The following is a 14,296-nucleotide window of genomic DNA, read 5'->3' as shown; positions in this document are numbered from 1 at the left end:
CGCCTGAAAAACCTGCCGCGCAATCAGACTGCCCTTTCCCGCCGGGTTCATGAATAAGGCAGCCCTCCCTTTTCCCAGAGAAAAGTCAGTAAAGGGTTACTGTATCAGCCATTGATTGAGGCCTAATTTTCCTCGCTGGCCTCATCCTGATTTTTTGTTCTTTTCCTGTGAGAAAAAAGCAGGTTTTCGATCGTTTCTGTCTCAGTCAGTGTTTCCGATAGTGGCAGAACCAACGACATGCTCTGGGCGGTACGGGCAATGGCCACATCGTTTTTGAATCGAAACAATCTGGCGGGACGACCAAATATCTCGTCACTCACGCCGCCAGCTTCTTCAATCAGTCCGCAATTCGAAACATTCCTGCGAAATGCCTGTTTATCGAGCGCCTCACCAAGAACGCCTTCCATGGAGGCCTGAAACTGCGGAATGGTGAAGCGCTCTGGCATAAGTTCCACCGGCATGGACAATGATTTGAGTGGTTTGCGGAGATGCCCCAATCCCTGCGCCAACCATTTATAAAATCTGCTGCCTGCAAGCGTCATCATATCCATCTGCCCGTCGCCTGGCAGATATCCGGACGCAATGAGCATTTTACAACGCTCAGCGGCCAGTTCGGGGCGCCATCGAGCACCTTCAAGCGCAAAAAGCACGCATATTTTTTTACGCGCTCCCACCTGCTCGGACGTCGTCGGTGGAGAGACCTGTGTGAGCAGAAATTCCCCAAGCCGGTTTTTGAGCGTGACACCCTGATGGTTCCTCTGATCCTCCCAAGGTAAAAAATCGTAACAGGATGACCAACCTCGTGCGTCTCCACCAGTCTGCGTGGTGACAAGATACGGAATCTCCAAGGTTTTCCTGCCATCCGGCGCTCGTTGCATTCTGGTCGGCAACTGTTCGGCGCAGGCGGAAAAAACACGTCTGCGGGTCACGATCAGCGCCTCAAGGGTCTCACGGATCTGTGCCTCTTCTGTGCCGAAAAACTGCGCATGAGGCAGCCCTCCCTGTCCATCCGTCAGAACAAACGGCTCACCTGCCTGCAAGGCAACAGGCACCGCAGCAATGATGACCCTTGTTCCCTCCGTCATGTTGGGCGGATCATGTCAGCCACGTCTTCGGCTCACTTTGCTGGACGATGCTCTCGTGCGACGTTCATCGTTCCGTTGTTTCAGGCGAGCGGACGCGCTCCCATACATACCCCCAGCTCCGGGCCTCCGTTCCGGTTCCACGGCCTGCGGGCCCAGCTATCCGTGAAAAGCTCCTTTATCCCGTAAAATTCACCAGAAACATTGCGGGATACGCCGGACAGGACAAGCGAAACCATTGCCAGGTTGTCAACGCCTTCCTGTGCATTATGTCACAGCTGTTGCACCGCAATAACTTTTCCTATCGCCGGAAACCTGGCGACCCTTCGGAGTTTTAAAACACAGGCGCGGCGTGCTACGCTGACGTCAGGATATGCAGCTTTTTCCTTATTATAGAGAGGGTCACAATGGCAGCCACCAGCGCCAGAGAAAGTCTCATTGCCCTTCTGCGCGGTGTTGAAAAGTTCAACACCGAAGTTTTCCCTGAAAAGCAGAATCTTTTTCAAGGGCTGGCAGAGGGACAATCACCCAGCACACTGTTCATCACCTGTGCAGACAGCAGGGTAAACCCTACTCTCATCACCCAGACGGATCCCGGCAACCTTTTCGTTCTGCGTAACATCGGTAACATCGTTCCGGCTTACGGCGAAATGCTCGGAGGTGTCTCGTCGGCGATTGAATATGCTGTCCAGGCACTCGGCGTTTCCAGCATCATCGTCTGCGGTCATTCCAACTGCGGCGCCATGATGGGACTGCTCGACCCCGATCCGTCCAAGCTGGACAAGATGCCTACGGTCAAATCCTGGCTCCGCAATGCAGAAGCGGCAAAAGCTGTTATCGGCGCGCTCAACAGCACCGATGTTGGACCAGCTGCTGTCCGCAGTCTCGCGGAACAGAATGTGCTGTTGCAGATTTCTCACCTCCGCACGCACCCTTCTGTTGCTGCAGCTCTTGCGCAGAACAAGCTGATCCTTCAGGGCTGGTTCTATGATATCGGAACAGGTGAAGTGCTGGTTCTGGACGAACAGTCCCGCAGGACCATCTCGATTGACGAAGCCATTGACCATCTTGAAGAGGCCAAAACACCCGCCTGACCTTACGCTTCCCTGATGACAGGATCGATCCTTCTGATGGGGAAACACCTGTCCAGATCGCGTGTTTTGTTGGGCCTAGTCTGGCTGGCGATGCTTTTTCCACAGAAAGGGCGTTGCCAGCCACTTCGCATTACAACATGGAATATGAGTTGGCTCACACCGCGTGCCGCTCTTGATCCAGCATTACCGGAAGACATCTATCATCGGTCGCCTGAAGATATTCAGCGTCTGAGTGATTATGCACGTCGTGTCGGTGCTGATATCTTTGGATTTCAGGAAGTTGACGGTCCGCAGATTGCCGCCCGCGTTTTCCCTGCGACCCGGTATAATATTTATATGACCAATGATCCGGTCGTGCAGCGCGTGGGTCTCGCTGTAAGAAATTCTCTCTCAGTTGAACAACACCCCGACCTTACCGATCTGAATGTCTATCCTCCCTCTGCTCCGCATCCTCTACGCAGCGGTCTGGATGTAACGGTTTCAGACGGAAAAGCTTCTCTCCGTATTCTCGTTCTGCATCTTAAAACGGGATGTTGGGACAATCCCCCAAGCGAAAGCAAACATGCCTGTCCGACCTTGCGACGTCAGTTCGAAATCCTCTCAGACTGGATTCTGGAACGACAGGATGAGGGAGAAGCCTTTGCTATCATGGGAGACTTCAACAGAAGAATCACGCCGGACGATCCACTTTTCCATGCGCTTTCACAGCCTTCCCCACTCCTTCTGACAACCGCAGGAAAAGCCAGCCCATGCTGGGGTGGTGAATATTTCATTGATCATATTCTTCTGGGTGGTCAGGCCAGAAACTGGCTTATTCCCGACAGCCTGCGGGTCATGACATTCAAGGGCGCGGGAGACACACCCAAAAACACTTCTGACCACTGTCCTGTTTCCGTCGAGCTTTCGTTTCCCTGAGAACCGCTGAAAGCGACTGCCCGGAATGAAAACTTCTCAGACCGTTTCCCGTGTTGGAAAGGCTCCAAGTTTCATCAGCGCCGGGTCGCGTTCCCATTCATCAAGGGGAACAAGATCCACCCCGACACGCAACACATCGCCACCACCACCGAGAATCAATCCACGAACCGGACTGATATCGGCGTAGTCCCGGCCCCAGCCGAGAATTACATGCTCATCGCGAACGACAATGCCATTGGTCGGATCGAGACCGATCCATCCCGTCTCCGGCCCAAACCAGACACCAACCCACGCGTGAGAAACATCAGCACCAAGCCGCCGCTTCTGCCCCGCAATCGGTCTTGTCCGGATATACCCGGACATGTAACGGGCAGGCAGCCCCAGCCAGCGCAACCCGCTCAGCATGAGGTGGGTGAAGTCCTGACACACCCCCTCTCGACGCTGAAGGACTTCATCCGGCGTTGTGCGCAGGTTTGTCACTCCGGACCGAAAGCGGAATTCCTTATAGACCCGCTCATTCAGTGCGAGCAGCCCTTCGAGCACGGGCCGACCGGGAGGAAAATCCCGTGCCACATACTCTCCCACGAGTCGGGAAGGCCCACCCATTGGACCGCCGAAAAGATACTGTGAAACATCAGCATCCTGCGCTGCCAGAAACGCTATCTCTTCCCAGGCCAGCGTGCTGTCGGCAGGCGGAGGTTCGGGAAAATGCACGTCGACGTCCGACAGGGCGACAATATCAAAATGAGAGTGTGGCGCTTCATGAAACAGCCACACGATCCGATTGCCAAAATGATCGGTCCCCGATTCACGCCGGATGGGAGGCGGATTACATTCCAACTGAGTGCGCAGAACCGTCTGGCCCGGACAGTCACGCGGCGTCAGATGCAGGATATGGGCCGCCAGATCCACCGAATGTCCATAGGTGTAGGACGTTGTGTGCCGGACACGATAGATCATGTCAGGGCTCCATCCATATCGATGGCGGTCTCATTTCCGATACCGACAAGCCGCGGTGAATTGAGGACGGAGAAATAGCTTCGGCCTATCCGTTCGGAAAGTTGCAGAACAGCTGCCTGCATATCTTTCAGAGCCGGAGGTAACGCAGCTGTGGCTGCATCCTGACTGGAGGCGGAGACAACCGACGCCACGATTTCAGCCAGCGTTGCGCGGATATTTTCTGCCATATCCGCCAACTCATAAGACGCGGATCGCTGTGCTTCAGGCACGAAAGGACTGTCCGAAGCCAGTCCGGCCAGAGAGTCACGCAGGGCGGCAAGCTGATAGGCCGCACCACGGGGATTGTCCTCATCAAGCAGCAGGAGATCCAGCACGGGCGCAGGCTGAACCACTCCGAAATAGCGGGAACGGTAGGTGATCACACTGTCGCAGAGTTGCAGCATCAGACGCAGCGCAGCTTCCATACGTCCACGCTGATACACATCCGGCTGTTCAAGAACGCCGGAGCAGATGAGCAGCACGGAAGACGCACGCTCAATTCTGCGTCCCAGATCAAGAAACTGACGACCGCCGGACAGAACCATGCTTTCCGCGGCAAACCCGGACAAGGTTGCCGAATACAGCAACAGATCATTTGTCAGCCCCGAAAGCTGATCCAGCATGCGGGCAGGATCAGTCCGGCGGGGACGCTGATCAATCATCTTGAGGATCTCGCCTCCCCGGTGGGAGATGAAATCACGGACGTCCTGTGTCAGCCTATCAACCAGTTCCGGCACAAGACGGATGATCTTTCTCAGCACACGGGCAAAAAAACCATCAGAACCGCCAATGGCGAACAGTCCACGAACCGTCCCCGCATAACCGTAGGCTGGCACTGGCGCTTCCTGCACAAGCCCCATGGCGCGCATCTGCCGCATCAGAACAGCGATATCCGCCAGTTCTCTCGGAGAAGGCTCCGTGCCAGACATATGCGTCATGATAACACGCAGGAGACGGGCCCCGCTTTCTATCTGCTCAAGGTAACGCCCAAGCCAGAAGAAATCATCGGCAGCCCGGCTGGGCAGGTCACCCTGAGCCCGGCGGATGGCCAGAGGATAGGGAGCGGAAAATGACGTTTCCTGAAGAGAGAAATTCTCATCGACCATCACCCAGACATCCTTGGTGATCTGATTCTCTCCGATCGGACCGGCCGTAACAGCCTCTCCGGCATCAAACACTCGGCACACACCGCCAGGCAGAACCGACCAGCCATTCTCATCCTGAATCGCAAACATGCGCAGAACGATGGGCCGGGGTACGATTTCCTTCTCACCGACACAGGGGGACAGGGACGCCAGCGGTTCGCGACAGGCGATATAACGCCACGGTTCCTTACAGACCTTTTCCCAGAGTTGTGTGCGCTGCTTCTCATCCAGCGCTGCCAGTCGCTGGACCGGCTGTTCCTCTCCGATGGCGGACGCAACGGCCCAGTAATCGGAGGTCGCCTGAGGAGACTGAGATCGCTCGAACAGAAGCCGCTCAAGAAAAATCTGATTGTCCGGCTGTCCAAGCCAGAGACTCTCCACATTTTCCAGACGGAGCGTTTCCCCGAAGAGCCGTGAGGCAATATCAGGCAGAAACGACTGCACACCAAGAGCTTCGACAAACCCGGCCCGAGGGTCATTGATCAACCTGACAGACCCGTTGCGCGCCGCATCGAGCAAGCCCGACACGCCCGCCGAACCCGTCCCTTCCAGCTCGAGCGGATCAATCGAATCGCCGTTCTGCCGGACAAGGAGAACATCGATCTTTCTCAGGCCGCGCACAGTCTTGAGCCACAAGGCTCCTTCCCGAACCGTGAGATCACCCGCTTCCACCAGCGTGCATCCCAACTCCCGCGCAAGGATAACGTGCTCGCTCCAGAAAGGACTGGATGGCCCGGGGGTTAACAACGCTGGATTGGCTGTCTCCCCGCCGCCTGTCTTCTGAACGCTGTCCTGCCAGCACTCAAGAAAAGGACGAAGCCTCTGCAACGCCACGCCAGCAAACAGTTCGGGAATTGCCCGCGTCATCTGTCGACGATTTTCCAGAGCGAGGCCAATCCCGTTGCCCTGTCGGACCCGATCGGCCAGCACACGCCACTGCCCGTCGGCTTCTCGCACGAGATCCACGGCATAAGACGATATGAATTGATGTCCGACCGACCGCAGGGCATCGACCGTTCCGCAGCGCAGAAAGCCCTTGTTGGCCCAGACCAGCGCCGGAGGCAGGAGGTGATCGACCAACACATTCCGCTCGCCGTAAACGTCTCGCAACAGAGCTTCCTGCAGACGGGCGCGCTGGATGATCCCAGCTTCAAGCGTGCTGAACTCATCTGCCTTCAGCAACAGCGGAATCGGATCGCACTCCGCTCCGATAAAACTGTTCCAGCCCTGATTTTCCAGCGTTTCTCCCATGCCGGAAGATGAGGAGGATGACAGAGCCCCGGTCTGATCGGCCAAGGCCAAGGCAATCTGCTGCTGCCGCGCCCGAAGTTCCTGATGCCCCAGATCAGAAATGGCGCTCAGAAGGCGTCGCCACTGGGGGCGTACGCCTCCCTGGCCATTCACCATCTCATCAATTGGAATCGCGCCGTTCATCCGATCGGTTCTAGGGTGTCACACTCTACCCACGCAATCCTGCAGTGAAGAATGGAGGGGGGTTCCTTCATGAAATCAGGCAAAACAAGGACTTACTGTGGCGCGGGCGCAACAGGTGTCAAAGGTAATCCATGCACAAGATCATGTATGAACCGCAGCTTTTCCGCGATGATGGGGGTAACCACAAAAGGATACAGATCCGGCTGCCCCATTGAACGATTCAGCGCATTCACTGCCAGAGTCAGCGGAGGCCAGGCCACCAGCAACTCATCGAAACTGGCCGCTGCATAGGTGTCGAAGTTAAAGGTCTGCGACAGGCTGCCATCCTTCGCTACCGCCGGACTTACAGCTACACCAAAGGCAACAGCCGTCTGAAGTGTGTCCACGATGTGCAGATAATGCGCCCATGTCTCCGCGAAATCTTCCCACGGATGCGTCGTGGCGTAGGAACTGACGTAATTTTCCTGCCAGCCAGCCGGCGGACCGTTCTCGTAATGCTGCTGAAGAGCCGCTCCATAATCCTGCGTGTGATCACCGAACATGGCACGGCAGGCCTCTTCATTGCCCGCATCACGCACAAGGATGTTCCAGTAGAAATGTCCAACTTCATGCCGAAAATGTCCCAGCAGCGTACGATAATGCTCTCCCATTTCGACACGCATTTTTTCACGTTCGGCATCATCCGCCTCACGCAAGGCAATGGTGATGACCCCTTCATCATGGCCGGTCATGACTTTCCCCTGCCCGTTTTCCGGGTCATCAGGGAAATTGAACACCAATCCGCCTGTCGGGTTCTCGGAACGGGTCGGCATGGGAAGATTGAGCAGTAGCAGACTATAAAACAGGCGATGTTTGGCCTGTTCCAGTCGCCTCCATAGCTCCTGATTTCCTTCCTTGGTCAGATCGGGGATGACGTGGTTATAACGACACGCCACGCACAGCGCATCGGTACTTCCTTCTGGAACCAGCCAGTTGCAGACATCATATTCTGCGTTTGTACAGAGAAAGCGGGACGGTGCCTCAACCCCTTCTCCTACGGCGAGCCAGCCATTCTCATCTGAAGCAGGTTCAAGCGCCAGAAGCCTGCTCGTTTCGGTGCAGTAACCGAGCCTGTGGCCGCAGCTTTCACAGTGGGTGTTTTCAAAGAAAAGAACCTGACCGCAACTCTGACAACTGAACAGCTTCATGGTAGCCTGACCTTCATCCACATCGATAAGTCGATGAACGCATACAAGACGATTTTGTTGCCAGTTTGCGTTGGATAATTTGTCCTCCCTACAGGACAACAAAAATTATTTTTGTGAGATTTCCGTCACTTGGTAAGTCTGAGAGACGTGTCAGTAACGATTTTATTAAAAACAGACGAAAAGGCCTGTTTTATTTCGTCACCATCACTCGCCTTGAAATAGTAATCATCACTTGTGGCGCAATCCTGCACGGCAGCTTCCATGGATCCAGCTCCACTATCTGGAAAAGATCCCAAATACTGATTGAACCACGCAGAACTTCTGTCAACATAATAGGGAGTCCAGATAGAAAAAACCTTTGCATTCATACTCTTAAGAGTTGTGCAACCTGATCCGAAATCAGTTGTTACATTTCGGGACGCTAACGCGTTGTTGTTAATGTATGTGTCGGAAGTGCCGTCAGACAGAAACACCACATAGGTCGTCATCTTGTCTGCGGAAGAACCATCACCGACGTTTGTAAGATGAGAAGCAACGTAATTCAGAGCATCTGCTGTTTTCGTATAGCCACCGTTGTAAACGTCCATTTGGGAACCATACATACCAGACATACTATTATGGCTATTGATATAAGGAGTAGCGTCTTCGGCATCCACGGAAGACAAGGCAGATGAAATGCTGGATTGGTCAGAAGTTGGCGCAAGAGTCTGTTGAATTTGCGTACCAAAGGTAATCATACTGATCAGAAAATGGTTTGAAGCGTTTTCGGATAAATCAGATATTTGCGAGGCCAGATTGGCCAAAGCAGAGCGTACGTAGTCAATTTTCAGATCAAGCCCGTTGCTTTGCGCATATGCACGCATATTGCAGGCGGGCAAAGTCTGGGAAGATCCTGTCTGCGTTGTACATTTTATTGATTTGATACTGTCGTAATAGCCATGAGTATCATGGCAGGCAAAAGCGCATTGAGCTGGTGTATTGAGCAACGTATTGATGACTTCCTGCGTACCACCAACTGTCATGGAGTTTGAAACATCCACAAGAAAGATGATCTGCACATAAGACTGTCCAGCCGTCACACTTGCTGTCGATGATACACTGACCGACCCGCTCATGGCCGGAAGCAAATTGGCCAGAATGAACTTGGGTTCAGAACTCAGGCCTACCGTTACAGTACTGGAATAATATCCATTGCTGCTATACGCTACAGTTGCGGTCGGGATATCCGACAATCCAGCTCCAGAAGCATTTGCATTCACTGTCGCCTGAGCAACAGTTTCCGCTACAGTCTGAGCATTGCTTGCGGCATTGCTCCCTCCCGAAGCCAGACTTTCATTCGCCGCCTTCGCTGCCTTGAGCGCAGCTGCATCAGCAATACTTTGAAGTCTGGTTTTCGTATTGATGATTGTCCCCACGTTGACTGCGACAGATACCCCAATCATTGTCGTAAACATGGCTGCAGCCGCAAGAATGGCGACACTACCTTGTCTCGCCTTGAGAAAAGAAATCTCACCTACAAAGAGTTTTTTCAAATAGGACACAAGAAAGTCCTATATGAGCGGTGTTTACAAAATATTTATTTCAAAAATCTAATTTCCTTAAAATGGACGAAGCCGCCTTTGCATTCCGTATCGGCAGTAAAAAATCAGGCTGACGGGACATCACAAGCTGCCCCGCCCCTGACCGCCCTTCAAAACCTTCTCAAATCCAGCGTTCTCGGCTGCTCCATCGACCGATCCACATGCGGTTCCGTCATGGAGCCCGGCGTATGACCAAACGGGAAGAAACGAATACGACGACGCGCTTCCGCCTCGTTGGCGTTGACAGGTCGTGTCTCATAATTCCGGCCACCCGGATGTGTGACGTGGTAGGTCAACCCACCGACGCTACGACCGGTCCATGTATCATAGATATCGAACACGAGCGGTGATTCCACTCCGATAGTCGGATGCAGGGAACTGGGCGGATTCCACGCCTTGAAACGCACGCCGCCGACATATTCACCCTGTCGTTGTGTGCCGGTCAGCGGCACGGCGCGTCCGTTGCAGGCAAGAATGTAACGCTCGTCCACCCATCCGGAAACGAGAGCCTGCACACGCTCGACAGAACTGTCGACATAACGCGCCGTGCCGCCCGCCGCAGGTTCCTCTGCAAGCGTGTTCCACGGTTCAAGCGCCGTGCGCAATTCCAGCGTCATGCCCAGTTCGGTGATGGAGCCGATTTCCGGAAAACGGAACTGGAAGTGGGGTTCAAACCATTCCTTCTCAAGCGGCGCACCCAGCATCCGCAATTCGTCAATGGCGTCACCGAAGTCCTGCCTGACAAAATGCGGCAACATGAAATCGTCATGCAGGCGCGTGTCCCAGCGTACCAGTCGCCGTTCGTAAGGCTTGTTCCAGAACGCCGCGATCGCCGCACGCATGAGCAGCACCTGTGCTGCCGACATACGGTGATGGGGCGGCATTTCGAATGCACGGTATTCCATCAGTCCAAGCCGTCCGGAACTGCTTTCCGGCGCGTAGAGCTTGTCGATGCAGAACTCGGTACGGTGCGTATTGCCGGTGATGTCCGCAAACAGATTGCGGAACAGCCGGTCCGTCAGCCATGGAGGCGTGAACACTTCCCGATTGACCTGCCGGAACGCGATTTCCAGTTCGTACAGAGCGTCCTGTCGCGCCTCGTCGATACGAGGATGCTGCGAGCTTGGTCCAATGAACAGACCACTGAACAGGTACGATAGCGATGGGTGGTTGTGCCAGAACCCGGCCAGCGACTTGAGCAGATCAGGCCGCCGCAGAAATGGACTGTCCTCGGCATTGGCCGCGCCCATCACCACATGATTGCCGCCACCCGTGCCAACATGCCGCCCGTCCAGCATGAACTTTTCCGCAATCAGTCCGACGTTGCGGGCTTCCTCATAAAGCTGGCGACTACGGGTCTCGTGCTCATCCCAGCTTGCCGCAGGATGCACATTGACCTCGATCACTCCCGGGTCAGGGGTGATGGAGAAGGACAGCAGGCGTGGGTCACGAGGCGGCGCATAACCTTCCAGAACGACCTTGCGTCCGAACTCAGCGGCTGTCGCCTCAACTGCGGCGCAGAGATCCAGCCAGTCCTCCACGGCGTAAAGCGGCGGGAAGAAGACATGCAGAATGCCGTCGCGGGACTCTACCGTCAGTGCCGTGCGAACAACATCCGGTTCCTCGCGATTGATCTCTAGCAGATGCTCGCTGAGCGCCTTCTCGGTGCTGATCCGCCACGGCTTACGCACCGGATAGGGCGGCAGCGCCGGAAGATCGGAAAGCTCTGCCATCGGACGTCCGGGAGGCGTTCCAGACCGGCTGATGAGATCAGGTACAGCAGCGCCATAAGCGTGCGGAGTGCGTCGCGCGAAAGCCGGATGAGGCGGCAGACGCGGGTGCGGCGCAAAAGGATCAAGAGGGAAAGACTGATCGATGTCGTCAATGTCGGCCCAAGGCAGGCTTTGCAGAGGCAGACGGAAGCCGATGGACGAATCACCGGGAACAAGGAAGATCGTATCACCCCGCATGAACCAGCGACCAGACTGCCAGCGGCGTACGCCGTCCTGCACAACAACACGCAGAGGCAGGACCGAGCCGGATTCACGCGACAGTCCCCGGCTGAAAACGCGCGCCAGACGATCACGCTCCAGCGGATCGTTCAGCTTGGAGCCTTCCGCCAGCACGTTGGCCGGAAGACGATGCTCTTTCCAGAGATAGTAATGAATGTCTTCGTATGCCGGTGTGACGAGTTCCGGGTCGACCTGCAATCTGGCCGCCAGTGACTGGGCAAAACGTCGTGCGTCATGTTCCGTGGCGTTATCGGTGTCGTCATCCGAGGCCAACAAAGTGCGGTTCAGCCAGACCGGCTCTCCATCGCGGCGCCAGTATGTCGTCAGTGCCCAGCGGGGAAGCTGTTCGCCGGGATAATGCTTACCGAATAGGGTCATATAGGTCGAACCGGGCGACCAGATCGACATCAGGCGACGGAGCAGACGATTGGCGTAAGCGCGTTTGGTCGGGCCAAGCGCCTCGATATTCCATTCGGGCGCATCCATGTCATCGGCAGCGATAAAGGTCGGCTCGCCACCCATTGTCAGCCGGACATCACCCGCCTCAAGCTGCCGGTCGACCTTCTCACCCGCTGCGAGAATGGTCTCCCATGTCTGCTCGTCGTACGGCTTGGTCGTGCGTGGCGTTTCAGCGATACGCTCCACCCGCATCTCAAAGCCGAACTCCGTTTCACACAGCTCGACACCACCGGAAATCGGCGCTGCCGAACCAGGTTCAGGCGTTGCAGCGAGGGGAATATGTCCCTCACCCGTCAGCATCCCCGACGTCGCGTCCAGACCAATCCAACCCGCGCCCGGGAGATAGACTTCCGCCCAGGCATGCAGGTCTGTGAAATCTTCAGTCGGTCCCGAAGGCCCTTCAAGCGGCTTTTCATCCGCGACGAGCTGGATCAGGTATCCCGAGACAAAGCGGGCGGCATAGCCAAGATTGCGGAGAAGCTGGACAAGCAGCCAGGCGCTGTCACGGCAGGAGCCCTTGCCCTCTTCAAGCGTCTTTTCCGGAGACCAGACACCGGGCTCCATGCGAACGATATAGCTGATGCGCTTCTGGACCGCCTGATTGAGCGCTACCAGCATATCAACAGTACGCTGTTTTTCCTTGGGAGTTTCAGCAATCAGCGCCTTGAGCAGCGGACCGGCTGGTTCCAGTTTTCTGTAGGGAGCCAGTTCCTGATCAAGGACATGATCGTATGTAAACGGCCATTCTTCCGCTTCCGGCTCCAGAAAGAAGTCGAACGGATTGATGGTCGCCATATCTGCGACAAGATCGACGGTGACATCAAAGTGCGTGACACGCTCAGGGAACACGACGCGCGCCTGCCAGTTGCCCGACGGATCCTGCATCCAGTTGATGAAATGAGGTTTCGGTTCAATGGTCAGCGCGTAGGACAGAATGTTTGTCCTGGCGTGCGCCGCAGGTCTGAGGCGAATGACCTGAGGCCCCATCATTACAGGGCGGTCATAATGATACGTTGTCTTGTGAGTCAGCGCGACGTTCAGCGTCATCGTCATCTTTCCAGATCGATCCTTCAGGGATTAAACCCCACCTCTTGTCGCTTCGACAGCCCTTTTCGTTACGATTCTAAAAAAAATTAGCGATCCCTTCCGAAAGCGCCAACACTCTGTCGTGAACATCCCTGCCTAAAAGAGTTGAAATGCCAGCATTTTTAGATACCGATGAAACACCGCATAATCTCGCTCATGATTTACAGGGCTGGCATTGCGAGGAACTCCATCCGGATGTTCGTCTGATCGTCAATGAGACCGAACCCACCCTCACGCCAGACATCGAACATCGTGTTCAGACAATCTGGGACGATGCCCGTGCCCGTCGCCCCAAACTCTTCAATGGCCGCATTTTCTGCATGAAGAGCATCACTCCAGACTGCATCGAAGGATACTGGACGGAATATCGCAGGGCTCTGGCGCAAATGGCAGACCCGACGATATTCGGAGAAACGCCACTCCACCAACTTGCCGTTTGCGGTCTGCTGCGCTGCGCGGACGGCATCGTTCTGGCCAGACGACATCCTGCATCCCTGTATCTTGGCGACTTCTGGCAATCCCCCCCTGCCGGAACCGTTGAAATGCGGAAAGAAGGACAGAGACTTTCGCTTGCTGACCAGCTTCTTGCGGAGACGGAGGAGGAGCTTGGTCTGATGGCTTGTGAGGTCAGTATCGGTCCCCCTCGCCTCGCCGTCATTCATGCCCGAACAGCCATTGTCGATATCGGTATTGCGCTGACGACACCGCTGTCTTTTGCTGCACTGAGAGAGAAATGGCAGGCAGGCGGCAACAAGGAATACGATCAGCTGACCGTGATTTCTGATGACCAATTGGGGAACTGGTGCCGAAGGAAAGACGTTATACCGACCACAAGGATCCTGCTGAACACGAGATGATACCTTCTGTTACAGTCATGTTATTTTTTCATGTCTGGATTACGATTTTCGTTTACCAGAAGGGTTATCAGTGTTAAATTCAGTACAGGATTAAGCCCCAACGAAACAGGAGTTCGTGCCATGGTCACCCGCATCGCCCGTTTTGTCTCGAACGGCCTGATTGCCGTTCTGGTGGCGTCGAAAAATGAAGTGGGCAAGTCCCATACTAAATATTTGTAACAACTCTATCATTTCCATATAGAATAACCAGATTCAAAAATCTGGCAGCAGAATAATGGCTCACAGATATATATCTGTGAGCCATTTTTTGTTTCATGGTTTCATGAATACACACTTCCGGACTCTACAAAATATTCCAGAAACATTTTTCTACCGAAAAGAAATCTGGCTATTCAGAAAATATAGTTTGTAAAAATTCTCTCTACCTTTGCCATACCGGGATGCCC

At 54.8% G+C, this 14,296-nt stretch carries 9 protein-coding genes; 3 read left to right on the top strand and 6 right to left on the bottom strand.

The annotated features are described in order from the left end of the window. Positions 1-122: 122 nt before the first annotated feature. On the bottom strand, positions 123-1,085 hold the full coding sequence (locus B3759_RS06265) for an NrtR DNA-binding winged helix domain-containing protein (protein ID WP_291364717.1): 963 nt from the start codon (positions 1,083-1,085) through the stop codon (positions 123-125). Between the two features lie 404 nt (positions 1,086-1,489). Between B3759_RS06265 and B3759_RS06260 the strand changes: the two genes are divergently transcribed. Next, positions 1,490-2,176 carry a carbonic anhydrase gene (locus tag B3759_RS06260; RefSeq protein ID WP_291364715.1) on the top strand — a complete coding sequence of 229 codons (687 nt, stop codon included), beginning with the start codon at positions 1,490-1,492 and terminating at the stop codon, positions 2,174-2,176. Between the two features lie 144 nt (positions 2,177-2,320). Continuing rightward, on the top strand, positions 2,321-3,091 hold the full coding sequence (locus B3759_RS06255; protein ID WP_291364713.1) for an endonuclease/exonuclease/phosphatase family protein: 771 nt from the start codon (positions 2,321-2,323) through the stop codon (positions 3,089-3,091). A 36-nt stretch (positions 3,092-3,127) separates the two neighbouring features. On the opposite strand, the gene B3759_RS06250 is transcribed toward B3759_RS06255, so the two are convergent. The 5 genes from B3759_RS06250 to B3759_RS06230 all read right to left on the bottom strand — a co-directional run bounded on the left by B3759_RS06250 (position 3,128) and on the right by B3759_RS06230 (position 12,954). Further along, a complete protein-coding gene (locus B3759_RS06250; RefSeq protein WP_291364711.1) occupies positions 3,128-4,051 on the bottom strand; it encodes a transglutaminase family protein in 924 nt (307 codons plus the stop codon). Beyond that, entirely contained in the window at positions 4,048-6,669 is a 2,622-nt protein-coding gene (locus tag B3759_RS06245) for a circularly permuted type 2 ATP-grasp protein (RefSeq protein WP_291364709.1), read from the bottom strand. Before B3759_RS06245 ends, B3759_RS06250 begins: the two co-directional genes overlap by 4 nt. A gap of 92 nt (positions 6,670-6,761) precedes the next feature. Continuing rightward, on the bottom strand, positions 6,762-7,856 hold the full coding sequence (locus B3759_RS06240; RefSeq protein ID WP_291364707.1) for a zinc-binding metallopeptidase family protein: 1,095 nt from the start codon (positions 7,854-7,856) through the stop codon (positions 6,762-6,764). A 125-nt stretch (positions 7,857-7,981) separates the two neighbouring features. Then, positions 7,982-9,397 carry a pilus assembly protein TadG-related protein gene (locus tag B3759_RS06235; RefSeq protein ID WP_291364705.1) on the bottom strand — a complete coding sequence of 472 codons (1,416 nt, stop codon included), beginning with the start codon at positions 9,395-9,397 and terminating at the stop codon, positions 7,982-7,984. A 149-nt stretch (positions 9,398-9,546) separates the two neighbouring features. Next, positions 9,547-12,954, bottom strand: a complete 3,408-nt coding sequence (locus B3759_RS06230; protein WP_291364703.1) for a DUF2126 domain-containing protein — start codon at positions 12,952-12,954, stop codon at positions 9,547-9,549. Positions 12,955-13,103: 149 nt separating this feature from the next. Here B3759_RS06230 and B3759_RS06225 point away from each other — a divergent pair, with 149 nt between their 5' ends. After that, entirely contained in the window at positions 13,104-13,850 is a 747-nt protein-coding gene (locus B3759_RS06225) for a phosphohydrolase (protein ID WP_291364701.1), read from the top strand. The last annotated feature ends 446 nt before the right edge of the window (positions 13,851-14,296 follow it).

Source organism: Acetobacter sp. UBA5411 (assembly GCF_002409645.1).
In the GTDB taxonomy this organism is placed as follows: domain Bacteria; phylum Pseudomonadota; class Alphaproteobacteria; order Acetobacterales; family Acetobacteraceae; genus Acetobacter.
Note: the sequence above shows the minus strand (reverse complement) of the source record. Positions and strands in the feature narration are given on the sequence as shown.

Excerpts from the sequence above, each read along its gene's own strand:
- B3759_RS06255 (WP_291364713.1), top strand. The coding sequence starts at position 2,321 with ATGAGTTGGCTCACACCGCGTGCCGCTCTTGATCCAGCATTACCGGAA.
- B3759_RS06265 (WP_291364717.1), bottom strand. The coding sequence starts at position 1,085 with ATGACGGAGGGAACAAGGGTCATCATTGCTGCGGTGCCTGTTGCCTTG.
- B3759_RS06225 (WP_291364701.1), top strand. The coding sequence starts at position 13,104 with ATGCCAGCATTTTTAGATACCGATGAAACACCGCATAATCTCGCTCAT.
- B3759_RS06260 (WP_291364715.1), top strand. The coding sequence starts at position 1,490 with ATGGCAGCCACCAGCGCCAGAGAAAGTCTCATTGCCCTTCTGCGCGGT.
- B3759_RS06230 (WP_291364703.1), bottom strand. The coding sequence starts at position 12,954 with ATGACGCTGAACGTCGCGCTGACTCACAAGACAACGTATCATTATGAC.
- B3759_RS06245 (WP_291364709.1), bottom strand. The coding sequence starts at position 6,669 with ATGAACGGCGCGATTCCAATTGATGAGATGGTGAATGGCCAGGGAGGC.
- B3759_RS06250 (WP_291364711.1), bottom strand. The coding sequence starts at position 4,051 with ATGATCTATCGTGTCCGGCACACAACGTCCTACACCTATGGACATTCG.
- B3759_RS06240 (WP_291364707.1), bottom strand. The coding sequence starts at position 7,856 with ATGAAGCTGTTCAGTTGTCAGAGTTGCGGTCAGGTTCTTTTCTTTGAA.